This is a genomic window from Micromonospora sp. KC723, assembly GCF_004348595.1.
In the GTDB taxonomy this organism is placed as follows: Bacteria; Actinomycetota; Actinomycetes; order Mycobacteriales; family Micromonosporaceae; genus Micromonospora.
Map to the genome: position 1 here is coordinate 25,593 of NZ_SMKD01000021.1, position 22,646 is coordinate 48,238.

The window sequence follows — 22,646 nt, forward strand, 5'->3', positions numbered from 1 at the left end:
GATGAAACGGCTGTTCGTCACCGCGACCGTGGTGGGTGTGACCGCGACCGTGGTGCCGCTGACGTCCGTGGCGGTCGCGACCACCGGGCCAACCCGGAGCGCGGGCACCCCGGCAGCGCTGTTCCTGCCGACACCAACCGGCGCCCAGGCGGTCGGCACCACGTCGCTGTACCTCGAAGACACCTCCCGCCCCGACCCGTGGGTGCCCGAGGCGAAAGCCAGAGAACTAGTGGTCTCGTTGTGGTACCCGGCCAAGTCCACGGGCAAGCAGCGAGCACGGTACATGACGCCGATCGAGTCGGAGCTCCTGCTGAAGGACGGCGGCATCACCACCGTGCCGTACGACACGTTGAGCACGACGAGAACCAACGCGTTCACCGACACCCAACCGGCCGGCCGGAGACATTCCCTGCCACTGGTGGTGCTCTCGCCCGGCTTCTCCAAACCCCGCACCACGCTCACCGCGCTGGCCGAGGATCTGGCCAGCCACGGCTACATCGTGGCCGGCGTCGAGCACACGTACGAGAGCGTCGCCACGAGCTTCCCCGACGGCCGGGTGACCACGTGTGTCGCCTGCGAGGTCCCCGACCGGACCGAAACGTTCTGGACGAAGGTGGACCAGGGCCGCGCGGCCGACGTCTCCTTCGTCCTCGACGAGCTGACCCGGCCGCACTCGAGGTGGAGGGGCTCCTCGCTGATCGATCCATCCCGGATCGCGATGGCCGGACACTCGGCCGGGGGCGCGAGCGCCCTGGCAGCGATGGCGGCAGACTCCCGGTTGCGCGCCGGAATCAACATCGACGGCCTCACCAACAACCCCATCCCGGACACGGTGCTGTCCCGGCCGTTCCTGTTCGTGGGCCGTCAGAACAACTTCACCCCGGGAATGCCATCGGCGGTGTCGTGGGAACGCGATTGGCAGCACCTGACCGGGTGGAAGCGCTGGCTCGTGGTGACCGGCGCGGTGCACGCGTCCTTCACGGACGTGGCCATCCTCGCCGAACAGATCGGCCTGGACACCGGAGCCGACGTACCCGCGATCCGCTCGACGGAAATCACCCGCGCCTACACCCGAGCGTTCTTCCACCGGCACCTGCGCGCCAAGCACCAACCGTTGCTGGACGGGCCGTCGACACGCTATCCCGAGGTGAGGTTCTGCGCCGTGGAGACACGCGCGTGCGCCTAGCGTGACCTCGAACCTCACGGGCGGGCACCGACCGCAGGATCGACAAGGCTGCCTGTGGTTGGTGCGCGTGACCTACCCTCCGGCCGACGAGCTTCCGGCCCCGGCAGGAGCCCCGGGCTCTGCCCGTCCGGCTCGGCTCCTCGCATGCCCCGCCCTCTCGTCAAGCCAACCTTGACGAGAGGGCGGCGGCGCGAGGACGAACTCGCGGGTGACCCACGGGGCGGCTCCGGCGGGAAAGTGTCCGGGGTGGGCGATAGCGTGACCACCATGAGGGTCCTCGACCGCCGTGCTCTCAACCGCGCCTTTCTGGCCCGCCAACTCCTGTTGCAGCGGCACGACATGCCGGTCGTCGACGCACTCGAGCACCTGGTGGGGTTGCAGGCGCAGGAGCCCCTGGAGCCGTACGTCGGGTTGTGGAGCCGGCTGGCCGGCTTCCAACCGTCGGCGCTGGCCGAGCTGCTGCTGAGCCGCCGGGCAGTCCGCACACTGCTGATGCGCCGCACCCTCCACCTGGTGACCGCACGTGACTGCCTCGCGCTGCGGCCCGTGCACCACGCCATGCTGGTCTCACGTATGTGGTCGACGCTGCGCCGGGTGTTGCCCGGCGTCGATCTCGACGAGCTGTCGAAACTGGGCCGGCCGCTGTTCGAGGAGCGGCCGCGCATGCTGGCCGAGGCGGCCCGCGCGATCGCCGACCGCTGGCCGGGAGTGGAGCCGCGCTCGCTGGGCGACGCGCTCAGCACGCTCGTGCCGCTCGTGCAGGTGCCACCCCGCGGTGTCTGGGGCGAGCGCGGCGCCGCGTACAACACCACGATCGAGGCGTGGCTGGGCCGCCCGCTGGAGCCGGAATCACCGGCCATCGTCGACAGGCTGGTCCTGCGCTACCTCGCCGCCTACGGCCCGGCGGCCAGCGCCGACGTCCGCGCCTGGTCGGGGCTGAGCGGGCTGCGGGAGTCCGTCCAACGGTTGCGACCACGGTTGCGGACGTTCCGCGACGAGCGCGGCCGCGAACTGCTCGACGTGCCTGACGGCGCGCTGCCCGACCCGGAGACCCCGGCGCCGCCGCGCTTTTTGCCAGCGTTCGACAACGCGGTGCTCGGCTACGACGACCGCAGCCGCGTCATCGACACCGAGCATCGCGGGCTGAGCGTAGCGGGTGCCCGTTTCCTGCTGGTCGACGGCCGGGTGGCAGGCACCTGGGCGGTCACCGTCGACGACGGCGCGGCGACGTTGCGGATCACACCGCTGCGCGCGCTCACGACGGGCGAGCGCGACGCTGTCGTCGCCGAGGGCGACAGCCTGCTGACCATGTTTCAGCCCGAGCCACGACGCGCCAACAGCGTCTCGATCGCGGACACCTGACGCAGGTGTGAACGCCGGCATCCCGGCGGTCCCTTCGAGCGCTACCGCCTCCAGAAGTCCGAGCTGACGCAGGTACCGCCGGCAGGTACCGCACCGACATGATCCGCGGCGACACCTCTGCGCCGGTCCTACCCGCCGCGCCGGGGCCGCTCGATCGCGTCGACAGTCGACAAGCACTACGTCTGCGCGGCACGGCCGGCATGGGGCCCTGGGTGAGCCCTACCGGCCGCTCAACAGGCGGTGTCCTGCTTCGGCAGTTGCCCGTGCACCAGATACGCGGTGACCTCACCGGTCAGGCAGGCGTTGGCCTGGCCGCTGAGCAGCGGCACGTGTGTTCGCCTGTCCACGGTGACCAGCCGGGAGCCGGCGATGGCCCGGGCGGTCGCGATCGAGTTGGCCAGCGGCACCGAGGCGTCGCGCAGTGCGGCGACGACGAGCGCCGCCGGCGCCCGGTTGGTGGCAAGGGGCGGGGTGTTGTCCCGGCTGACCGACCAGAAGGCGCACGGGTTGAGGTTGGCGATCGACGGGCCGAAAACCGGATAGCGGGTGCCGAGGCGGGCCAGGTCGCGGCGGTAGGTCGCCAGATCACGCGGCCACGCGTTGTCGCCGCAGCGGAAGGCCATGTTGACCGCGGTGTGGTTGTCCGCCGGCACGCCCGGGGTTCCGGGCAGGGCGGCGGGTCGCGGGTCGAGCGGGATCGGCGGCGGGATGCCGGCGAGGATGGCGGCCAGGTCGAGCGCGACCACCGGCCACAGGTGCTCGAAGAACGTCGCGATGACCGCCAGGGAGCCGAGTTCGCCGGCGGTCCAGGCGTGGTCTCCGGCCACGATCGGCTCGACCGCCGCCTCGGCGAAGGCCTGCCGGAGGGTTTCCGCCACCTCGGCCGGCGTGGCGCCGAGCCCGTACGCCGCGCTGTTCGTGGCGATGTACCCGGTGAAGGCCGCGTAGTTCTCCTCGAAGGCCGGGAGCCGGTCCAGCTCTGCGCGACGCCAGACGAGGTCGTAGTCGACCGGGCTGTCCAGCACGAACCGGTCCACCCGGTGCGGGAGGAGTGTGCCGTACGCGACGCCGAGCAACGCGGCGTACGAGCCGCCGAGGAAGGACAGCCTCCGCTCGCCGAGGCCTGCCCGGATGGCGTCCATGTCGCGGGCGGCCTGTGCGGTCGTGGCGAACGGCAGCGCCCAGCCGGCGTGCCGGGCGCAGGCGCGGGCGTACGCGCGGGCCTCGGCCGCGGTGTCCTTCAGGGACTGATAGGTCGCGGTGCGCACCCAGTAGCCGCCTGGCTCCTCCTCCGGCTGGCCACAGGTGATCGGAGTGCTGCGCTCGACGAATCGCATGTCGAACCCGACGATGTCGTACCGGGCGAGCACCGCGGGATCGAGGATGGCGGCGAGGCTCAGCGGCTCGGGGACGCCGGCGCCGCCCGGCCCGCCGCCCGTGGTGACCAGCACGCCGCGGCGAAGCGCCGGGTCGGTCGCGGGAAGCCGGGAGATCATGATGTCGATCGTCGGGCCGGCCGGCCGCGCATGGTCGAGCGGCACCTGGACGGTGGCGCACCGCAGGCGGGTGTCACCGACACCTGGGCAGGCCCGCCACGCTAGGGCCGCCCCGCTGGCCACCCCGGCCGGGGCGACGGCCACGGCAAGACAAGCGACAGTGACAGCCGCCACCGCGCGCATCCACGCCCCGATCATCCATCCACATGTGTCTACGCATCGCACAATAGGGCGCTCGTCCCGACGTATGCAACGTCGAGACGAGGAAGTGACGCGAGGATGGCGCGACTTCGGGGCGCAGGTCACCGACGCGCTCGGCCGACGGGCGGTGCTACGCGCAGTCGAGAACGGGATGAGCCTGGTACGGCCGGCGCGGCAGGGCACAGCGTTGGCCGTGGACCATCAGGGCCGGATCCTGGGCCAGATCGCGATCTGGTACCGGCTCGACCCGCCCCCACCGAACACACGCTCGCGGTGTCGGTGCCGGTCCGCGCAGGACGCCGTACGCGCTGTCCTTCGGCGACGTGCTGGGGTGGCTGTCCATCGCCGGGCTCCTCGGGGCGACGACGACCGTCGTCCTCCGCCGGCGGACAGCCAGGACCGTCGCCCCGGGCCCCGCCGGCCGGTGACGAGCCGACGCGCCCCCACGCCGCGACCGGCGCGGCGAGGCCCACCTGATCCGCGATCCTGTGTTTCCGGGCCCACCCGCTGCCCAGCGGGTGGGCTTCGGTCGCGTTGCGGCGGTACGGCACCGGCCGTTCCGCGCCGGCGACCGACGATCCTCGGTCGTCGGAACAGGGCCTGTCAGGGGGCGTGAATGACCCGAACGTCGAGCGCCCGGATCGTGGGGTCGTCCGGGCTCGTGTCGGTGACTATCCCGGCGACCTCGCCCAACGGCAGCACGGTGAACCGGGATGCCGCGCCGACCTTCTCGGAACTGGCCAGCACGTAGGTGTCGGCGGCCTGGTGCGCCAGGGCACGCTTCATCGCGGCCTCGTCGGCGTCGCCGGTGGTGAGTCCGGCTTCGGGGTGAACTCCGGTCACACCGAGTAGGAACAGGTCGGCGCGCAGGCCACGCGCGGCTTCGACGGCGGCGGCGCCACACGCCACCATCGAGTGTTTGAACAGCCGTCCGCCGATGAGGTAGACGTCCACGTCACGGTGATCGACCAGCGCGCTGGCCACGGTAGGGCTGTGCGTCACGACGGTGGCCCGCAAATCGACCGGCAGCGCGCGGACGACGGCCAACGCGGTGGTGCCACCGTCGATGATCGTGGTGCTGTCCGGTTCGACCAGTGTCGCCGCGACAGCCGCCACCCGCTGCTTGCCGGATACCGCGACCTTCTGACGTGCCGCGTAGTCGGCGATCGCGGGTGAGGCGGGCAGCGCACCGCCGTACACGCGCTGGCACAGGCCCGCGGCCGCCAGTTCGCGAAGGTCGCGGCGGATGCTGTCGTCGGATATGCCGAGTTCGGCGGCCAGGGTTTTGGCGACGATCCGGCCGTCCGTACGCAGGCGCTCCAACAGCAGGTCACGGCGTTGCGCGGCAAGCATGCACGTTCCTCCTTGTTCTTTCCCAGTATTGCACAGTATGGTTCGACGCATGTTGATTCTCATCGCGGGTCCCTACCGCTCGGGCACCGGTGACGACCCGGAACTGATGGCGCGCAACCTGGCCCGACTCGAGGAGGCGTCGTGGCCGATCTTCCGCAGCGGGCACGTCCCGATGATCGGGGAATGGGTCGCCCTGCCGGTGCTGCGCGGCGCGGGCGGCACCGGACCAACCGACCCGGTCGCCGAACAAATCATGTACCCCACCGCGGAGCGCCTGCTGAGGTACTGCGATGCGGTGCTGCGGTTGCCCGGCGAGTCCACCGGCGCTGACCAGGACGTCCGGATCGCCCAGGAACGCGGCCTGCCCGTCTACCGCCGAATCGAGGACATCCCCGGCTACCAGCCCGCCTGACACTCCACAACGTCACGTGGCTTCGACGTTCGGCGCACATGAGGACGGCCACCGCGTGGATCGATGGTTGTGAGGACAACCGAAGATCGTGCGGTGGCCGCGTGCCACGGCGTGATGCGGTCGGGTCGCGGGTGTCATCCCCTCACGACGGTCGAGGGCGCGCTTCGGACACCAGGTCCGAGGCGGGCTGGTCGTGGCGACCCGGAGCAGGGGCCGTGGGGGGCAGCACCTCTGCTCCGGGTCGGTCACGGAGACGGCGTGCGGTCAGTAAACCTCTACGCCGTACCAGGCGAGAGCGGGGTTCACCCGCTGGTGGTAGGAGACGCACCCGCTCGAACGAGACCCGGAGTGGATGCCGAGGGCCGCGGTGTTGCGCCACACCGGGCCGCCGCTGTCGCCGCTCTCCGAGCAGATGTCGGTGCGGAACAGCCCGTGAACGGCCCCGTCGGGATAGTTCACCGTCATGTCCAACTCGTGCACCGTTCCACACTGGACGCCAGTCTTGTAGCCGCCGCGACACACGGCCTCGCCCAGCTCGGGATCGCGGGAGTGGGTGATGTCCTGGGCGCCGCTGGCGATGTAGACGTTGCCGGGCTTGCTGACGCTGGCGTTGTTGTGCCTGATCAGCCCGTAGTCGGTGCCGGGGAAGCGTCCACCGGCGTCGTAGCCGAAGTACTCGTTGGCGCCGTTGTACCAGTCGGAGACGCCGGGGTCGTGTGTCGTGCAGTGCCCGGCGGTGAGCAGGAACTTCTGCGAGTTGTCGCTCTTCTTCTGGACGTTGAACCCGGCCGAGCACTGGTAGCCGTGCTCCGAGCGGATGTACTTGCCGCCGTTCACGGTGCCGTTGAGCACGAGCTCGCCGGGCACCCGGGTGAGCACCGCCGCGTCGCCGTACGGCGCGAGCACCGCCCGCATCTCGGCGAAGTCGGCGTCGGAGACCGTGCTGTCCGCCGTCACGTTGATCCGGTTGTCGTCGACCTCCGTGCCCCACGTGGTGCCGCGCGTGTCGATCCGGGCGTTCAGCGCGTCGGTCACCGCGGTCAACTCCTCGGTGCTGTACCGCACGCGCTTGGCCAGCCCGCCCGCTGCCGTGACTGCTCGCTCGCCCTCGGCGTCGGTGACGGTCACGACCATGCGCCCGGTCCGCTGGTCGAAGTAGGCGCCCGCGGTACGCTCCGGGCCTAGCTCGCCGGCGAGCCGCTCGGCCCGGACGCTGCCGATCCCGGCGCGCACCGGGATTCCGTGGAGCTCGGGCCCCACCTGACTGGTGCCGTCCGGCGCGGGTGCGGCGTGCGCGGCGGTCGGACCCACCATCACGGTGACGAGGGCGGTGGTGACCGCCGCGGCCAGCAGGGCGCGACGTGACGTCGGTCTACAGTGCGTCATCGATTGTTCAACCTCTCCAACGGGGCCGGTTGGTGGTAAGGCTGGCAGCCACCGATGAAATCGCGCTGATCGCGCGCTGACACGAGCCGCCACTGGTGGGTTCGGTCGGTGGCGAGCGCGTCGCCCGGCGGCGTACGGCGGAAGATCACGGATCGGCCGGCGGGTGCCCGGTCGTGCGGACCCGCCTCGCGGAGCACGGGCAGATGGTTGCCGACCGCCCCGAGCGCGATGCCCGGGGTGTGTGCCGTCTGGCTGGTGCTGGCCAGCTCGGCGAGCGCGATCAGTAACCGGTACGGGACTGGCCGAGCAGCTTGCCTGACCAACGCCTCCGGTGGCGTCCGGGGCTAACGGCGCCCACGCCGGCTAGCGTGGTTCCGTGACGGCGGCCAGCCGGGTACGGATCGCGGTCCTGGCCCGTTCGTAGCACTCGGCGGCGGAACGGATCGTGACCAGTTGGAGCTCTACCTTCGAGCCGAGGTAGCCGCACAGGCCGCTCTCGCTCACGCCGAGGTCGGCGGCCAGCCGGCCGATCGACAGGCGTTCCAACCCGTCCTGTGACGCGACGTGCGCGGCCTGCGATCATGGCTGACCGGGAGGCGCGACCGGCTTCGATGGCGGACGTCGAGGCGGTGGCCGAGTTGCGGGCGTGGTGCTGCGGGCGGATCTGGAGCGGCTCGGGCGCTACGACCAGCAGCGGGTGCGGCAGCGACTGCGGGACCGGTTCGCGCCGGAGCACACCTGGGTGATAGAGGCGGCCCGCGGGCTCGCCGGCTGCGTGTCGCTGCGGCCGGCCGAGGACGCCCCCCACTGGCCGGAGCACTTCCACCTCGCCCCGCGTCTGCAGGGCAGCGGCATCGGCACGGCGGTGCTGCGCGGGCTGCTGGAGCAGTGCGACCGCGATGGCACCCTGGTCCGGCTGAGCGTGCTGCGGGGCAGCCCGGCCCGGCGGTTGTACGAGCGCCACGGATTCACGCTCGACACCGAGGATCTGGTGGACGTGTTCATGGTGCGTGAGCCGGGATCGACCGTGCGCGACAACCCGATTCCGGGTCTCAATGCTCGATGAGGAACCGCAGCACGGGGCGGGCGGCGTCGACCGGGTCGGCACCGGGTGGCAGGCGCAGCGCGCCGGCTATCCAGAGGCTCGCGAAGCCGTGTGCGATCGACCAGGCGGCGAGTGTGGCGTGCTCGGGGACCGCCGTGGTGGGGATCAGGGCTTTGGCCCCCTTGCGGAGCACGTCGCCGGCGCGGGTCTCGGCCTGGCGGACGACCTCGTCGTCGGCGCGGTACAGGCTGGGCTGGAACATCACTGCGAAGTGGACCGGGTGACCGACGGCGAATTCCACATAGGCGAGGCCGGCGGCGAGGAAATCCGGCTCGGCGGCTTCGAGGGCGTCGGCCAGCAGCGTGAAGCCCTCGGCGGCGATGGCGGTCAGGACGCCCGCCTTGTCGCCGAAGTGGTGGGCCGGCGCCGCATGGGAGACCCCCGCGCGCCGGGCCAACTCACGCAGACTCCACCCGTCCAGACCGGACTCGCCAATCGCCGCGACGGCCGCCGCGAGGATCGTCCGGCGTAGGTCTCCGTGGTGGTATCCGGTCTTGCTCACGTTGGCACACGATCCTTCGCTTTGGTGGCATGCGCCACGACACCAACTTGCCATTGACAAGATGCTACGGCGTGGCTAGCGTCGACTATAACTTGACAGTAACTAGATTCGAGGTCGGACATGACACTCCTCGTCCTCCTTGCCGCGCTGGCGGTGCTGCGAGGGCTCGGCGCGCTGGGCGTACGGCGGTTCGCGACCTGGCCCACCACCGCGGGATACGCACTGGCGGCAATGCTGTTCATGACCGCGAGCGCGCACTTCGTCCCGGCCGGCGTCACCGTCATGCCGACCCATGACGACCTGGTTGCCATGGTGCCGCCCGTGGTGCCGTCTCCGTCCACGATGGTCTACCTCACCGGCGTACTGGAGATCCTCGGCGCCCTCGGGCTGATCATCGGCCGGACCCGCCGTGCCGCCGGCTACGGTCTGGCCCTGCTGTTCGTCGCCATGCTGCCGGCGAACATCCACGCCGCCACGGCCGAGATCCCGTTCGCGGGCGAACCAGCCTCGCCGCTCTGGCAGCGCATCCCAGAGCAGGCCCTCTACATCGCCGTGGCGCTCTGGGCCACCCGCGACGCCCAGCCGCCGCCTCGCCCGCGTGGGCTTGGGATGGCCGCCTCGGCCCGCGGATAGCCTGCGCCCGCCCACGTCATGGCCGTCGGCGGCCACCTCGTCGACGCCGTACCGGACGAGGTGCCCCGATGATCCACGGATGCTCGTGGCCGTACGACCCGGCTGACCCGCACCGCAGCGGCTTCGACCGCCAGGTCGCGCCGGAACAGCTCATCACGGCGTTGCCCGTCGACCGGCGGGAGGCGTTCGTCGCCACCCATCTGCTGGGGCTGGCCTACGCCGAGGTCTTCCTGCTCGCCGGGTACGCCATCGTGGTGGCCAGGTCTCGGGGCACCGGGCCCGGCTGGCCGGGCCGGCCTGGACGATGGCCGCTGGCCGCTGACGGCTGACGGAGAGGGCGCCGCACCCGGCCTGCGGCTGCTGCCGCCCTGGTCGTCGCACTGTCGCCGGGACACAGCCGCCTGACTTCGCCGGTGTGTGACGGGGGTAACCACACCGGCGGGAACCCCCGGCCTCACTGTCCCGACCAACGGTACGACACCGACTTCTTCGAGGGGATTCGTCATGCCCAGCACCAGAACTCGCCGGCTCGCTCGCCCGGCGGCCCTGCTCAGCGCCGCCGTCCTGGCCTTCGCCGCCGCTGGCTGCGGGGCGCCGGACGCCTCGACCGCCATCCCCACCACGTCGCCGACCATCTCGACGTCGGCCGGCACGGCGGTGGGGGTGATCGGCATCCGCGACCCGTGGGTGAAGGCCGCGGACAAGGGCATGACGGCCGCGTTCGGCACGCTGGTCAACGACGGGGACACCGATGTCACGCTGACCGGTGCCAGCACCGAGGTGTCGCCAATGGAGCTGCACGAGATGACCACGCAGGACGGGAAGATGGTCATGCAGGCCAAGCAGGGCGGCATTGTAATCAAGGCCAAGAGCGAGCACGTCCTGCAGCCCGGCGGTGACCACCTGATGCTGATGGATCTCAGGCAGCCGGTGACGGCCGGTGACGAGCTCACCTTCACCCTCACCTTCGCTGACGGGCGCACCCAGTCGTTCACCGCCGTGGCGAAGCCGTTCACCGGTGCCCAGGAGAGCTACGCCCCCGGGCACGGCATGCCGGGCATGTCCGCGAGCCCGAGCCCGGCGCCGTGACCGAAGCCATCCCCCGCCCGGTGAGCAGGCGCGGCCTTCTCACCGGCGGGGTCCTGGCCACCGGAGGCGCGCTGGCCGGGGCCGCCGCCGTCACCGCCGCCCGCGCCGACCGCCCGGCGGTACGCCCGCCCGAGGCGACCCTGGCGGCGGAAGTCGGCACGGCGGTCGAGCCGTTCTACGGGCCCCGCCAGGCCGGTGTCGCCACGGAGCCTCAGGCGCACGCGGCCTTTGTCGCCCTCACCCTCAAGCCGGGCACCGACCGGGCCGCGCTCGGGCGGATGCTGCGGCTGCTCACCGACGACGCCGCCCGCCTCACCCAGGGGCGCCCCGCCCTGGCCGACACCGAACCGGAACTCGGCCTCCTACCCGCCCGGCTCACCGTCACCTTCGGCTTCGGCCCCGGCCTCTACCGCGCCGCCGACCTCGACGACCGGCGACCGGCGTCAGTGGCGGACGTGCCGCCCTTCCGCATCGACCGGCTCCAGCCCCGCTGGTCCGGCGGGGACCTGCTGCTGCAGATCTGCGCCGACGACCCGCTCACCGTCGCCCACACCCAGCGCGTCCTGGTCAAGGACAGCCGCCCCTTCGCCACCGTGCGGTGGGTGCAGCAGGGCTTCCGGCGCGCCGCCGGCGCCGAACCGGGACGCACCCAGCGCAACCTGTTCGGCCAACTCGACGGCACCGCCAATCCGAAGCCGGGCGGCCCGCTGGAGACGGCGGTGTGGGTGCCGGACGGACCGGACTGGCTGCGCGACAGCACCACCCTCGTCGTCCGCCGCGTCTCGATGAACCTCGAGACCTGGGACCTGCTCGGACGCACCGACCGGGAACTGGCGGTGGGCCGCCGCCTCGACACCGGCGCCCCACTCACGGGCACCGACGAACACGACGAGCCCGACTTCGCCGCACTAGGCCCTGACGGACTCACCGTCATTCCGGACTTCTCGCACGTCACCCGCGCCCACGTCACCGACGACCGACTCAGACTCCTCCGCCGCCCCTACAACTACGACGGGATACCCACCGCCAACGGCACCGCCGACAGCGGGCTGATCTTCGCCTCCTACCAGGCGGACATCGCACAGCAGTTCCTGCCCATCCAGCGGCGCCTCGCCGAACGGGACCTGCTCAATGAATGGACCACCCCGATCGGCTCCGCCGTCTTCGCGATCCCGCCCGGCTGCCCGGCAGGCGGCTGGGTCGGCCAACAGCTTCTCGGTTGAAGCACAGGAGAGACATGCGTACCCATGCCCGCCAGAACCTCGCCGGCCTGCTCGCCGCCGCCTTGACCACGGTGGTGGTGCTGCTGCTCGTGCCCGCCTCCCCCGCCGCCGCGCACAACACGCTGAAGTCCGCCACCCCAGCCAAGGATGCCCGGCTGAGCGAGGCGCCGACACAGCTCACGCTGGAGTTCATGCAGAAGCTGAACCCGGCCTTCACCACCATCACGCTGTCCGACAGCGGCCAGCAGAAGGTGCCGACCAGCGAGCCCGCCGTCAACGGCGCCAAGGGCACCGTCACCTTCGACCAGGCCCTGGCCAACGGCACCTACACCGTCGCCTACCGGGTCGTCTCCGCCGACGGGCACCCGGTGCGGGGTTCGTACCGGTTCACCGTCGCCGACCCCACCGCCAGTCCTGTAGTCTCCGCGCCAGCCACCACAGCCGTGCCGTCCACCACGGCCGTGCCGTCCACCACGCCGACCAGCGCTACCGCGGCCAGCCCTGCCTCCGTGGCCGGCGAGCCCGGCGACGGGCCCGGTCCGCTGGTTCTGATCGGCGCGATCCTCCTGATAATGATCATCGCTGCCGCAGCTGTAGTCCTGATGCGCCGGCGGTCGATCCGGGCATCCTGACCGCCGCGGTCCGCGCAGCAGGCCGGACGGGCCGGGGCCCCAGCTGAGACTGCGGACGGCAACCGGCCGCCGGCCGCAGCGTCCTGATCGTCGCTGCGGCCGGCGCCTCGGCGGTGACCGTACTGTTCGGGAATGCGATCCACCGATCGCCCAACAGATCAACTGACCGTCAACGACGCTTGACCGATAGTTGGCGAGAGACCGAGGTGCGGTTCGTGAGTTCTTGCTACGCACGGACTTGCCGGCAGGTGACCGTCAACTGTCGCCGGCGCGTGGCGCGTACATGATGACGGCGACGCCGACCAGGCAGATCGCGGCACCGACGACGTCCCACCGGTCCGGGCGGAACTTGTCCACGACCACGCCCCAGGCCAGAGAGCCGGCGACGAAGACGCCGCCGTAGGCAGCCAGGATCCGCCCGAAGTTGGGGTCGGGTTGCAGACAGGCGACGAACCCGTACGCGCCGAGGGCGATGACACCCGCCGCGATCCACCACAGGCCACGGTGCTCGCGCCAGCCCTGCCAGATTAGCCATGCCCCGCCGATCTCGGCGAGCGCCGCCAGGACGAACAGCAGCAGGGAACGGGCGACAATCACGCCTGCACCGTAGCCGGGCGTGACGGCCGCCGGTGATCGCGGGGTGGCCACCCGGGGTGCCGCAGGCGCGACTGCCGCCGACATATCCGGTCCGGGGACGGCGGCGGGGCGCCCACCACCAGAAGGCATCGGTCGCGGCGAGTGCCACAGCGACGCCGACGCCCACTGCCCGCCGCGGCCACATCGACGGCGGCGCACAGCGTGTCCGCTACGACCTGCGAGTCGGCGATCTTCGCCGGCACCTCGACCAACTTGCCCGCGCCCGGGTCCGCAGCCCGGCCGTCCCGGCGCCCATGCCGGTGCCGGCCGGCCTCCAGCGGGTCGGGCAGTCGCCCTCTCACGACGGATCACGACAACGCCCCAGAGAGAGTTGCGGTCACTTCCTGACCGAAAGCCATGCGAAGATCCCGACATGGCCAACACCAGTTCCCGGACGCTCCGGCTGCTGTCGTTGCTGTAGACCCACCGCCAGTGGTCGGGCACCGATCTGGCCGGCCGCCTGGGGGTTTCCGAACGCACCCTGCGCCGCGATGTCGACCGGCTGCGGGAACTCGGCCACCCGGTCCACGCCTCCCCGAGGCACCGACGGCGGTTACCAGTTGGCGCCCGGCGCGGTCCTGCCGCCGCTGCTGCTCGACGACGAGGAACGCGTCGCTTTGGCGGTCGGCATGGGCGACGCCGCCCAGAGTGGAATCGCCGGGGTCGAGGACGCTGCGGTGCGCGCGCTGACCAGAGTGGTGCAGGTCCTACCGCCGCGTCTCCGCGCCCGGGTGAACGCGTTACGGGCGATGACCGTCTCGCCCACGGCCGCGGGGCCGGTCGTGCCCGCCGAAGTGCTCATGGTGATCGCCCATGCGTGCCGGGATGACGAACGGCTGCGATTCCTTCACACCGCACGCGGCGCCCCCGACATCGAACGAGAAGTCGAACCGCACCGCCTTGGGGCGCTCGGCGGGCGCGGGTACCTGGCCGCCTACGACCTGACCCGGCACTGGCGCAGCTTCCGCCTCGACCGACTGACCAATCCGCGCAGCGCCGGAACGAGGTTCCGTCCACGCCCCCTGCCCGCTGCGGACGCCGCCCAATTCGTGCGCACCCCCGCCGGCGCTTCCTCAGGACACGCCGTGCAGGCCCTGGTCCACGCATCCGCCGAACACGTCCGTCGGGTCGTCGGGCAATGGGGCACGACCGAGTCCATCGACATCCGACACTGCCGTCTCACCATGCTGTCCACCAGCCCGGACTGGCCCACCCAGGCACTGGGCAACATCGGCGCAGAGTTCGAGGTGCTCAGCCCGCCGGAATTCACCGACCACCTCCGGGACTGGGGAACCCGGTTCCTCCGAGCCGCACAAGGACCAGCGGCCCGGTCGGACTCCCACCGGACGCCGCACCAACCCGCGACACAGATCGGCTGCAGAAAGCGACAGGATCTTGAAAGGTACGACGCAAGTCGGACCGGAAGCCAGCCCTTCGCCCTCAGGCCATCGAGCCGTTCCGCAACAAGATCCCGCGGAGAACCTGACATCCGTTGGAGGCGACGCCGGGGGTGACGTGGAGAATAGCTGACCCGCACCGCGGGCCAGCTATGTCCAGTTCTGCCTGCGGTTCAGTGGCATTGGCGGTCGACGGACCGGCGGCTAAGTAGGCGCGCTCGCCGATCGAGTGAAGCAGGCGTCGACCACGCCACCGACGGCCGACCTAGTAGCAATACAGCGTGCTGGAACGGCTGAGGATATACCAGTCGGCCTGCCCGTGCCCGGTCCGGACGGTGTAGCACTTCTTCTTCGGCCACTTCCAGTGACACGCCACCCAGGTGCCGTTCCCCTTCTTTTTACCCTTGTTGTTCTGGCAGACGTACTGGTTGCCGCTACCCTTCCAGCTTCCGAGCTTGAAATAGCCGTCAGCCTTGTCGCTTCTCACATACATGGTCCTCCGGTCGAGCCGGATACACATCGTCGCACCGATTCCACCGGCCGAGTAACAGATGATGTTCTTGCTGTTCGACCCATCGAAGACCGTTTTGTGCGACACGGCCTTGCCGGTCTTCCAATACAGGTTTCCGGCAAACGCCGGGGATGCGAATCCGGTCGCCAGGCCGAGAGCCAGGACCAGCCCCATCACGACTGAGCGGAGTTTGAACACTAGGCTTCCCCTTTCGCTACTGTCCGATTGAGACAGAATCTTGTCAGCGCGAAGGGACCCCGGTCAATGAAGAGCCGATTGGCTTGAGGAAATCTTGCGCTTGCCCCGGATCCAGGTCGTATGACGAGGAATAAATGCGTAAGCGACAAGCCAGGCTCTACGCACAACCTCACACCGTCGCGGAAAGACCGGGATCACTTGCAGTGACCAAGGGAAGTCTGTCAGCTCGGCGTCTGCCCGTTGGGGACCGTGGATCTGGACGCAGCGGCGCCGAGCGGCCCGCGCCCGTGGGACTGCCGGAGCTCCGTCTCGTCCTCAACCACCTCGGCAAGCCCCGCATCCGCGCCGGTGCCGCCGGGCTGGCCGAGCGGTCCGGCCCGGCCCCGGCGGCACGCGCTGCGCCACCGAACGTCACGGCCAAGCTCTCCGGGCTGGTCATCCAGACGACCGAACCGGTCACGAGTCAGCGGTCTTCGCTCGTTCATCGCGGAGGCGGTGAAGCTGTTCGGCCCGCATCGGTTGATGTTCGCCTCGGACCGGCCGATGTGCCGGCTCACCGCCGGCGGGTTGGTCGGCGTCGGACGACAGCGGGCCGGCGACCGGCTGCCCCGCGAGCCCGGCACGTCGAGGCCCGCCACCGGGAATGGCCGCGAGGTGTCGTCGCTCCGGTCGTGCGCGGGGGTACGGGGCAGCCGTCCTCGGTCGCTAGTTGTTGGGGCCGTTGACGATCCAGGACAGGTTGAACCGCCGCCAGACGATCGCCCGGTGCGAGCGGGGATCGCTGCCGTACTCGTAGAAGTCGGTCTCCACGAGCGCCCCGATCTTGTAGTCGCCGGTCTTCGTCATGCTGGAGTAGCCGCCCTCGTTCCCGACACCGGAGATCGGCACGTCACTGAGTTCGCGGCCGTAGGTGAACGTTCCGGCGTCGGCGTCGTAGCTGATCCGGACGCGCATGGCGCGGCGGCTTTCGGTGGACGCCGAGTTGAGGAAGATGGTCCGGGCCGGCGCGTCGATGTTGTACGCCAGAACCGAGGCCTGGCACTCCGGGTCGGGCAGCCCTGTGTCGTTGGCGAACGAACCGAAGCTGGTCAGCGTGCCCCGGGCGACCCGCCGGTAGCTGCCGGAGTTGGGCCGGTCGTTGCGGTACAGGTTGTCGTCGGGGGTCTGCGCGATGGTGCCCTCGTTGTTCGTCTCGCTCAACCGCTGGTAACGCCACTGCCGCTGCCCGTCCGGACCAAGGACGCCGATGATGTTGCGGCCCCGGGCGGGCACCACCAGTTGGCCGGAGCGCATCTTGATCCCGTTGCCCGGGCCCACCGCGTCCCAGCCCCAGCCGCTCGGAGTGAGGTCGGCGGTCATCTTCACCGGACTCGTCCAGCTGGCGCCGTCGTCGGTGCTCTTGCTCAGGTAGAGATGCCGCCGACCGGCCTCGGTGGAGTCGATCGGCTTGGTGCGCGAACCGTCCGGCAGCAGGTCGTTCCCGGACGGACTGCGGTCGCCGGCGTTCCAGGACATGAAGAGATAGACGGTGTCGCCGTCGACCACCGGCGTGGGGTTGCCCCAGGTGCCGGACCCCGACCCGACCACCTCCCTGAGCGGCTCCCAGTCACCGGCCGCAGCGCCGTGGCTCGTGGCGGTCTTGGTCCGCTTGTACACGAGGTTGATGTCGCCGAAGTCGGCGTTGTTGTACCGGCGCCCCTCGGCGAAGGCCAACAGACGCCCGGTGCTGGTCTTCACCACCGCCGGAATGCGGAAGGAGTGGAACCCGACGCCGCTCGCCAGCCGGTCCGGGCCGGACATGTTCTCGCTGCGGAACAACGCGAATCCGACGTGGTACTGGGCGGCGGAACCGGCGGGATCCTCGACGGCGGCCGACGCGGTGCCGTGCGGTGCCACGACCGAGGCCGCGACTGTGGTGAGGCAGGCCAACCCCAGGGCTACGACGCGTTTGACCATCAACAGGTTCTCCTCACGGTCCGACATGTGTCGGACAAGGACCGTAGCCAGTCGATATGAATCATGATCGAACAACCGGACAAGGCGGGGTGGCCTCCCGCTCGGGCAGGATCCCGCTCACGCGAGATCCGCAGCACGAAGGGAGAAGCCGAGTAAGGCGGTCACGCCGCAAGGGGCAAGGCCTCATTCCAGACTCTGTGCGGTGTGGAGGGCTTTTTGTGGGGCGCGTTGGTAACGGTCGGCGAGCCTGTGCAGGTGTTCGGCGAGTTCCGGCGCTTCGTTGGCGTTGAAGTGAAAGTCGGCGTCGAGCATGCCGAGGTACGTGGCGAGCATGTGCGGCGTGTCGGAGCCGGCTACGACGACGCAGGTGTGTTCGTCGACCGGTTCGACCTGTACGGCCGGAGGTAGTCGCGCGGCGATCGTCTCGGCCGGCGCCCGCACGGTCACCCGGGCGCGGTACCGCCACGTTGCGGCGCCAAGGCCACGAGCGACGTAGCCGGTGAGGTCCCCGCCGGGTGGCTGCCGTGGGGTGAACCGCGGGCCGGTGGGCACGTGGGGAGTGAGCCGGTCGGCCCGGAAGGTGCGCCAGCCGGCTCGGTCGAGGTCCCAGGCGACCAGGTACCAGCGCCGGCCGGTGTGGACCAGCCGGTGTGGTTCGGTGACCCGGATGCTGGTCCCGCCGTCGTGGGACTGGTAGTCGAAGCGGAGCCGTTGGTGGTCTCGGCACGCGGCGGCGACGGCGGTGAGGGTGTCCGCCGCGACGGTGGGACCGGAGCCGGGCATCGGCACGGTAACGGCGGCCAGGGTGTTGATCCGGTGTCGCAGCCGCGCCGGGAGCACCTGTTCGAGTTTGGTGAGGGCGCGTACCGACGTTTCCTCGATCCCGGTGATGGTGCCGCCGGCCGCGGTGCGCAGGCCCGCCGCGACGGCGACCGCTTCGTCATCGTCGAGCAGCAGCGGCGGGAGGTTGGCACCGGCGCCGAGCCGGTACCCGCCGGCTACGCCGGGGGTCGCGGCCACGGGATAGCCGAGGCTGCGGAGCCGTTCGACGTCGTTGCGGATGGTGCGGGTGGTCACCCCGAGTCGCTCGGCCAGTTGGGGACCGGTCCAGTCGCGCGGGCTCTGAAGCAGGGACAGCAGGCGCAGCAACCGCGCTGAGGTGTCGAGCACGTTCTGAAGTCTGCCATCAAACGCGGAACGAATCTTTCCGCAACTGATTCTACGGTTTCCAGGTATGACACACGACCACCCGATCCGCCGTTTCCGCATCGACATCCCGCAGGCCGCGCTGGACGACCTGCGCAACCGGCTGGACCACGCTCGCTGGCCCAACGAGTTGCCCGGTACCGGGTGGAGCCGCGGCGTGCCGGTGGACTACCTCAAGGACCTGGCCGGGTACTGGGCGGGTGGTTACGACTGGCGGGCACAGGAGGCCCGCCTCAACGAGATCCCGCAGTACACCACCGAGATCGACGGGCAGAACATCCACTTCCTGCATGTCCGCTCGCCGGAGCCGGACGCCCTGCCGCTGTTGATCACCCACGGCTGGCCCAGCTCGATCGTCGAGTTCCAGCAGGTGGTCGATCCGCTGACCGATCCCCGCCGGCACGGCGGCGACCCGACGGACGCGTTTCACCTCGTCGTGCCGTCACTGCCGGGCTTCGGGTTCTCCACCCCACTGCGGGAAGCCGGCTGGGGCGACCTGTTCCGGGTGGCGGCGGCCTTCGCACAGCTGATGAGCCGGCTTGGCTACGACCGGTACGCCGCACACGGTGGCGACGTCGGGGCCGGCGTGACCGGGATGCTGCCGATGGTGGCGCCCGGGAACATCGTCGGCACCCACATCAACGGGCCGGGGCCGTTCCCCCTCGGCGCTCCCGTGGATCTGGCCGGACTGCCCGAACTCGACCGCCAGCGCGGGGAGCGGTTCAACCAGTTCCAGCGGGACGGGATCGGCTACCTGCACATGCAGGCCACCCGGCCGCAGACCCTCGCGTACTCCCTCACCGACTCCCCGATCGGCCAGCTCGCCTGGATCGTCGAGAAGTACCAGGCCTGGACCGATCCCGCCGCGAAACTGCCCGAGGACGCCGTCGACCGCGACCAACTGCTGACCAACGTCAGCGTCTACTGGCACACCCGCAGCGGCGCCTCCTCGGCGAACTTCACCTACGAGAGCATGCAGGCGTTCCGGGCCTATGCCGAACAGGCCGGCGCCGCCGGATCGGGTGCGGTCGCGCGCGGCGGTCCGCCGATGGGTGTGGCGGTTTTCGCCGCGGACCACAGCATCCGCAGCCTGCTCGATCCCACCGGCGCGATCGAGCACTGGTCGGAGTTCGACCGGGGTGGCCACTTCCCGGCGATGGAGACCCCCGACCTGCTCGTCGGTGACCTCCGTACCTTCCTCCGCCCGCTGCGCTGACCCGCCACAAGCCCCGGCGCGGCCGCCCTTCCGGCCGGCCGCCCGCTCCCCACCCGGACGCACCTCCCGGTAGGACGACCGACCCGATGGCTGACCCGCCCACCACTGCTGTGGCTCACGCACCCTCAACCGGCCCCGTCGGCGGCGCGCGGGACGCCCTCGGCCCACCTGCGCGCACAGAGAGGTTGCCGATCCGCCCCTGCGACAAGGGCCCGCCGATCAGTCGCGGCTGGCCCAGGCCAGCGCACCAGCGCCACCGCCAACACCGCCGCCCACCGCTCGTGGGCCGCCCGCCACAGGTCGGACTCCGGCGAGACGAACAGCGCGACCCGCTCCGGCAGCGCGCCCGCCGCCAGTACCAGCACCGTCGGCGCGGCGACCACGACGGCCGTTGGATCGGCGGCTCGGTCGACCGGTGGGTGAAGGAACCGACACCGCGGCGGGAAGGGCCGGTCATGTCAGGAATCGGTGCAGGGCTGCGACAAGGGCCGCGGGATTCTCCTCGGCCATGTGGTGCCCGGACTCGATGGGAGCACCGCGCAGGTCGTCCACCCAGGGCTGCCAGACGGCGAGTGGGTCGCCGTACAGGCCTTCCATGTCGTCCCGGGTCGACCACAGAAACAGGGCCGGACAGCGCACTCTACGGCCGGCGTACCGGTCGGTCTCCTCGTGCTCACGGTCGATTCCCAGGCCCGCCCGGTAATCCTCCAGCATCGCCCTCACGGTGGCCGGGTCGTGGATGGCCTCGCGGAACTCCTGGTAGTTCTCGGCGCCCATGGTCTCCGGCCCCGCAGCGCTGTACCAGGCGTCCGGATCCGCCATGATCGCCCGCTCCGGCTTGTCCGGCTGCGCGGAGAAGAACCAGTGGTACCAGGCGTGCGCGAACCTGGCGTCGCACCGGGCCAGGGCCTCGCTGATCGGGACGCCGTCCATCACCACCAATCGGCTCACCACGTCCGGATGGTCTAGCGCCATGCGCAACGCCACATAGCAGCCACGGTCGTGCCCCACGGCTGAGAAACGCCGATGCCCCAGTGCGCTCATCAGGCGCACCAGGTTCCGTGCCACCGTCCGCTTGGACTGTTGCGCATGGTCCGGGCGGATCTCGGCCTTGCCCGAGCGTCCGTAGCCTCGCATGTCGGGGCACACAACTCTGTGGCCGAGTTCCACCAGTCGCGGAGCGACCCGGTGCCAGGTCGAACTGGTACGCGGATGACCATGGACGAGCAGCACCGGGGGGCCGTCGCCCGCATGCCGGACCCGGAGCTCCACCTCGCCGACGTCGATCCGCTCGTCCCTGAATTCTTCGAACACGGAACGGACGTACCCCGGGAACACGAGGACGATCCCGCTCATCGCCCCAGATCGGACACCACACCGTCCCGGCAAGCGATCGGCTGATGTTCGTCCGGAAACCAGTAGGCCGTCGTCCTCGCGTCCATGGGCAGCCCGTGGTCACCTGTGACGCGACGGCGGGCATGCCGAGACGTGGGACAGACAGAAGGAGCAGGGCGGCAAGGCCGGACGGCACCCCTTTCCGCGACCGTGGTCCGGCCAGGTCTGCCCACGACCGGGAGCAGACCGATGCCGCTGCGGACTCTCTCGGCCGGCATGCAACGGGCACGCGGGGTCCTTACGTATGAGAGGTGTCCAAGTGGCAAGCGGGGACGAGGAGAGGTGGGGTGGCCTATGAGACGGCCTTCCGAGCAGGACCGCGAGTTCACCGAGTTCGTGACAGCCCGGCGTGCTGGCCTGGTACGCGTGGCAACGCTGTTGGTCTCCGGCGACCTGGCCAAGGCCGAGGATGTGGTGCAGACGGCATTGACCCGCCTGTATCTGGCTTGGCCGAGGGTGCGGCCGGAGACCGTGGACGCGTACGCGCGCCGGTGCATCGTGAATGCGGCGACGGACGAGCGCCGCAGCCTGTTCCGTCGGCGTGAGCAGGTACGGGCACAGTTGCCCGACGTCGTCGCCGTCGAGGCTACGGACGGTGATGAGACGAGGGTCCTGGCCCTGCTGGCCACACTGCCGGCCGGCATGCGGGCGGCGGTGGTGCTGCGGTACGTCGAAGGACTCAGCGTCGCCGAGACCGCCGATGCGATGCGGTGCAGCGAGGGCAACGTCAAGAGCCAGAGCGCGCGAGGGCTGGAACGGCTACGGGCGCTCTTCCCCGCACGTGTGCACGACTTCGCCTGAATCAAACCCTGATCCGACTCAGTGGAGGAGTACTGACATGCCAGACGTGCTGGACGTCCTGCGGACCCTGCCGCATGCCGTCACGCCCGACCAGACCAGCCCGGACGTCGTCACCGCCGACGTGGCCCGGGGACACCATGCCCTGGCCAGTCGCCGCCGGCGGCGGCTGGCGTTCTCCGGCGCGGCCGTCGCCCTCGCCGCCACTGTGGCGATGGGTGCCGGCCAGCTCGGCAGGCCTGACAGCGCCACGACCACGGTCGCGGAGGGGCCCGCCACGACGACGAACACGTCGCGCCTGCAGCTCGTCGCCTACACCGGCACCCAGCCGGTCGGTTTCGAGGTGGGCACCGTGCCGGAGGGCTGGCACGTGATCTCATCGGACAAGAGCATGTTCATCGTGACGCCGCCTGGCGGGGACACCGCGCCGCCCGCTCCCGGGGGCGCTGTCAGCCTGCAGGGTCGAATCTCGGTGTCCCTTCAGAGCCTGTCCCGGCTCCCCGACAGGTCACCCGTGACGAAGGTCGACATCAATGGCAGGGCGGGTGAGCTTGGCTTCCCCCAGGAGGCGGAGGGCAAGCTGTCGGACACCCGGTGGCTGATCTTCCCGGACGCCTCGGGTCGGAAGGTCCTGGTGCAGGTTCCGGGTGAGCTGGGCCTCAGCGACGACCAGATCGTGCGCTTCGCCAGGGGCATCACCGTCACCGATCAGGCGGAGTCCGTGGGCGGCTGATCCACCAACCCCCCGGGAGT

General features: G+C 70.6%; 24 protein-coding genes. 13 read left to right on the plus strand and 11 right to left on the minus strand.

All coding sequences use genetic code 11. The features are described 5' to 3' along the window. Position 1 precedes the first annotated feature (1 nt). Positions 2–1,186 carry an alpha/beta hydrolase gene (locus tag E1165_RS07690; RefSeq protein WP_132389149.1) on the plus strand — a complete coding sequence of 395 codons (1,185 nt, stop codon included), beginning with the start codon at positions 2–4 and terminating at the stop codon, positions 1,184–1,186. Positions 1,187–1,453: 267 nt separating this feature from the next. Then, on the plus strand, positions 1,454–2,548 hold the full coding sequence (locus E1165_RS07695) for a winged helix DNA-binding domain-containing protein (RefSeq protein ID WP_132389151.1): 1,095 nt from the start codon (positions 1,454–1,456) through the stop codon (positions 2,546–2,548). A 230-nt stretch (positions 2,549–2,778) separates the two neighbouring features. On the opposite strand, the gene E1165_RS07700 is transcribed toward E1165_RS07695, so the two are convergent. Further along, on the minus strand, positions 2,779–4,242 hold the full coding sequence (locus E1165_RS07700) for an alpha/beta fold hydrolase (RefSeq protein WP_132389153.1): 1,464 nt from the start codon (positions 4,240–4,242) through the stop codon (positions 2,779–2,781). A 606-nt stretch (positions 4,243–4,848) separates the two neighbouring features. Beyond that, positions 4,849–5,598 carry a DeoR/GlpR family DNA-binding transcription regulator gene (locus E1165_RS07705; protein WP_132389155.1) on the minus strand — a complete coding sequence of 250 codons (750 nt, stop codon included), beginning with the start codon at positions 5,596–5,598 and terminating at the stop codon, positions 4,849–4,851. A gap of 49 nt (positions 5,599–5,647) precedes the next feature. On the opposite strand from E1165_RS07705, the gene E1165_RS07710 reads away from it, so the two are divergent. After that, positions 5,648–6,010, plus strand: coding sequence for a DUF4406 domain-containing protein (locus tag E1165_RS07710; protein ID WP_207916717.1), 363 nt, complete (start codon positions 5,648–5,650; stop codon positions 6,008–6,010). A 264-nt stretch (positions 6,011–6,274) separates the two neighbouring features. Here E1165_RS07710 and E1165_RS07715 read toward each other — a convergent pair whose 3' ends face one another. Next, positions 6,275–7,396: a S1 family peptidase gene (locus E1165_RS07715; RefSeq protein WP_132389157.1), complete on the minus strand. Its 1,122-nt coding sequence runs from the start codon at positions 7,394–7,396 to the stop codon at positions 6,275–6,277. A gap of 363 nt (positions 7,397–7,759) precedes the next feature. Continuing rightward, positions 7,760–7,942 (minus strand): hypothetical protein, encoded by a 183-nt coding sequence (locus E1165_RS07720; RefSeq protein ID WP_132389159.1) that lies wholly within the window; start codon positions 7,940–7,942, stop codon positions 7,760–7,762. 100 nt (positions 7,943–8,042) lie between these two features. Between E1165_RS07720 and E1165_RS07725 the strand changes: the two genes are divergently transcribed. Then, entirely contained in the window at positions 8,043–8,462 is a 420-nt protein-coding gene (locus E1165_RS07725) for a GNAT family N-acetyltransferase (protein ID WP_207916720.1), read from the plus strand. Here E1165_RS07725 and E1165_RS07730 read toward each other — a convergent pair. Next, positions 8,449–9,003 (minus strand): TetR/AcrR family transcriptional regulator, encoded by a 555-nt coding sequence (locus E1165_RS07730; RefSeq protein WP_132389161.1) that lies wholly within the window; start codon positions 9,001–9,003, stop codon positions 8,449–8,451. The genes E1165_RS07725 and E1165_RS07730 overlap by 14 nt on opposite strands. A gap of 120 nt (positions 9,004–9,123) precedes the next feature. Between E1165_RS07730 and E1165_RS07735 the strand changes: the two genes are divergently transcribed. The 5 genes from E1165_RS07735 to E1165_RS07755 all read left to right on the plus strand — a co-directional run bounded on the left by E1165_RS07735 (position 9,124) and on the right by E1165_RS07755 (position 12,580). Beyond that, positions 9,124–9,636 (plus strand): DoxX family membrane protein, encoded by a 513-nt coding sequence (locus E1165_RS07735; RefSeq protein ID WP_132389163.1) that lies wholly within the window; start codon positions 9,124–9,126, stop codon positions 9,634–9,636. Between the two features lie 68 nt (positions 9,637–9,704). Next, on the plus strand, positions 9,705–9,965 hold the full coding sequence (locus tag E1165_RS30670; protein WP_371687313.1) for a hypothetical protein: 261 nt from the start codon (positions 9,705–9,707) through the stop codon (positions 9,963–9,965). A 175-nt stretch (positions 9,966–10,140) separates the two neighbouring features. After that, positions 10,141–10,725, plus strand: coding sequence for a copper chaperone PCu(A)C (locus E1165_RS07745; protein ID WP_132389165.1), 585 nt, complete (start codon positions 10,141–10,143; stop codon positions 10,723–10,725). A 20-nt stretch (positions 10,726–10,745) separates the two neighbouring features. After that, complete coding sequence (locus E1165_RS07750) at positions 10,746–11,948, plus strand: Dyp-type peroxidase (protein WP_165945165.1); 1,203 nt, start codon at positions 10,746–10,748, stop codon at positions 11,946–11,948. A gap of 14 nt (positions 11,949–11,962) precedes the next feature. Further along, positions 11,963–12,580, plus strand: coding sequence for a copper resistance protein CopC (locus E1165_RS07755; RefSeq protein ID WP_132389169.1), 618 nt, complete (start codon positions 11,963–11,965; stop codon positions 12,578–12,580). Between the two features lie 255 nt (positions 12,581–12,835). Here the strand turns inward: E1165_RS07755 and E1165_RS07760 are convergent, their stop codons facing one another. Next, a complete protein-coding gene (locus tag E1165_RS07760) occupies positions 12,836–13,177 on the minus strand; it encodes a YnfA family protein (protein WP_132389171.1) in 342 nt (113 codons plus the stop codon). A gap of 530 nt (positions 13,178–13,707) precedes the next feature. On the opposite strand from E1165_RS07760, the gene E1165_RS07765 reads away from it, so the two are divergent. Further along, positions 13,708–14,730, plus strand: coding sequence for a YafY family protein (locus E1165_RS07765; protein WP_243704638.1), 1,023 nt, complete (start codon positions 13,708–13,710; stop codon positions 14,728–14,730). A 148-nt stretch (positions 14,731–14,878) separates the two neighbouring features. Here the strand turns inward: E1165_RS07765 and E1165_RS07770 are convergent, their stop codons facing one another. From E1165_RS07770 to E1165_RS07780, 3 genes are all read right to left on the minus strand, one after another. Beyond that, entirely contained in the window at positions 14,879–15,301 is a 423-nt protein-coding gene (locus E1165_RS07770) for a hypothetical protein (RefSeq protein ID WP_132389173.1), read from the minus strand. A gap of 726 nt (positions 15,302–16,027) precedes the next feature. Then, positions 16,028–17,305: an exo-alpha-sialidase gene (locus E1165_RS07775; protein WP_132389175.1), complete on the minus strand. Its 1,278-nt coding sequence runs from the start codon at positions 17,303–17,305 to the stop codon at positions 16,028–16,030. A 156-nt stretch (positions 17,306–17,461) separates the two neighbouring features. Next, on the minus strand, positions 17,462–18,448 hold the full coding sequence (locus tag E1165_RS07780) for a YafY family protein (protein ID WP_132389177.1): 987 nt from the start codon (positions 18,446–18,448) through the stop codon (positions 17,462–17,464). Positions 18,449–18,512: 64 nt separating this feature from the next. Here E1165_RS07780 and E1165_RS07785 point away from each other — a divergent pair, with 64 nt between their 5' ends. Next, complete coding sequence (locus tag E1165_RS07785) at positions 18,513–19,700, plus strand: epoxide hydrolase family protein (protein WP_132389179.1); 1,188 nt, start codon at positions 18,513–18,515, stop codon at positions 19,698–19,700. 125 nt (positions 19,701–19,825) lie between these two features. On the opposite strand, the gene E1165_RS07790 is transcribed toward E1165_RS07785, so the two are convergent. Next, positions 19,826–20,083, minus strand: coding sequence for a hypothetical protein (locus E1165_RS07790; RefSeq protein WP_132389181.1), 258 nt, complete (start codon positions 20,081–20,083; stop codon positions 19,826–19,828). Positions 20,084–20,153: 70 nt separating this feature from the next. Then, positions 20,154–21,056, minus strand: coding sequence for an alpha/beta fold hydrolase (locus tag E1165_RS07795; RefSeq protein WP_207916726.1), 903 nt, complete (start codon positions 21,054–21,056; stop codon positions 20,154–20,156). A 333-nt stretch (positions 21,057–21,389) separates the two neighbouring features. Between E1165_RS07795 and E1165_RS07800 the strand changes: the two genes are divergently transcribed. Together E1165_RS07800 and E1165_RS07805 are read left to right on the plus strand one after the other, a co-directional pair. Then, a complete protein-coding gene (locus E1165_RS07800) occupies positions 21,390–21,896 on the plus strand; it encodes a sigma-70 family RNA polymerase sigma factor (protein ID WP_132389183.1) in 507 nt (168 codons plus the stop codon). A gap of 37 nt (positions 21,897–21,933) precedes the next feature. After that, positions 21,934–22,626, plus strand: coding sequence for a hypothetical protein (locus E1165_RS07805; protein ID WP_132389185.1), 693 nt, complete (start codon positions 21,934–21,936; stop codon positions 22,624–22,626). Positions 22,627–22,646 lie beyond the last annotated feature (20 nt).

Coding starts and splice junctions, on each gene's coding strand:
- E1165_RS07705 (WP_132389155.1), bottom strand. CDS start 5,598: ATGCTTGCCGCGCAACGCCGTGACCTGCTGTTGGAGCGCCTGCGTACG.
- E1165_RS07805 (WP_132389185.1), top strand. CDS start 21,934: ATGCCAGACGTGCTGGACGTCCTGCGGACCCTGCCGCATGCCGTCACG.
- E1165_RS07755 (WP_132389169.1), top strand. CDS start 11,963: ATGCGTACCCATGCCCGCCAGAACCTCGCCGGCCTGCTCGCCGCCGCC.
- E1165_RS07795 (WP_207916726.1), bottom strand. CDS start 21,056: ATGAGCGGGATCGTCCTCGTGTTCCCGGGGTACGTCCGTTCCGTGTTC.
- E1165_RS07690 (WP_132389149.1), top strand. CDS start 2: ATGAAACGGCTGTTCGTCACCGCGACCGTGGTGGGTGTGACCGCGACC.
- E1165_RS07775 (WP_132389175.1), bottom strand. CDS start 17,305: ATGTCGGACCGTGAGGAGAACCTGTTGATGGTCAAACGCGTCGTAGCC.
- E1165_RS07800 (WP_132389183.1), top strand. CDS start 21,390: ATGAGACGGCCTTCCGAGCAGGACCGCGAGTTCACCGAGTTCGTGACA.
- E1165_RS07745 (WP_132389165.1), top strand. CDS start 10,141: ATGCCCAGCACCAGAACTCGCCGGCTCGCTCGCCCGGCGGCCCTGCTC.
- E1165_RS07765 (WP_243704638.1), top strand. CDS start 13,708: ATGTCGACCGGCTGCGGGAACTCGGCCACCCGGTCCACGCCTCCCCGA.
- E1165_RS07695 (WP_132389151.1), top strand. CDS start 1,454: ATGAGGGTCCTCGACCGCCGTGCTCTCAACCGCGCCTTTCTGGCCCGC.
- E1165_RS07710 (WP_207916717.1), top strand. CDS start 5,648: ATGTTGATTCTCATCGCGGGTCCCTACCGCTCGGGCACCGGTGACGAC.
- E1165_RS07785 (WP_132389179.1), top strand. CDS start 18,513: ATGACACACGACCACCCGATCCGCCGTTTCCGCATCGACATCCCGCAG.
- E1165_RS07735 (WP_132389163.1), top strand. CDS start 9,124: ATGACACTCCTCGTCCTCCTTGCCGCGCTGGCGGTGCTGCGAGGGCTC.
- E1165_RS07700 (WP_132389153.1), bottom strand. CDS start 4,242: ATGATCGGGGCGTGGATGCGCGCGGTGGCGGCTGTCACTGTCGCTTGT.
- E1165_RS07715 (WP_132389157.1), bottom strand. CDS start 7,396: ATGACGCACTGTAGACCGACGTCACGTCGCGCCCTGCTGGCCGCGGCG.
- E1165_RS30670 (WP_371687313.1), top strand. CDS start 9,705: ATGATCCACGGATGCTCGTGGCCGTACGACCCGGCTGACCCGCACCGC.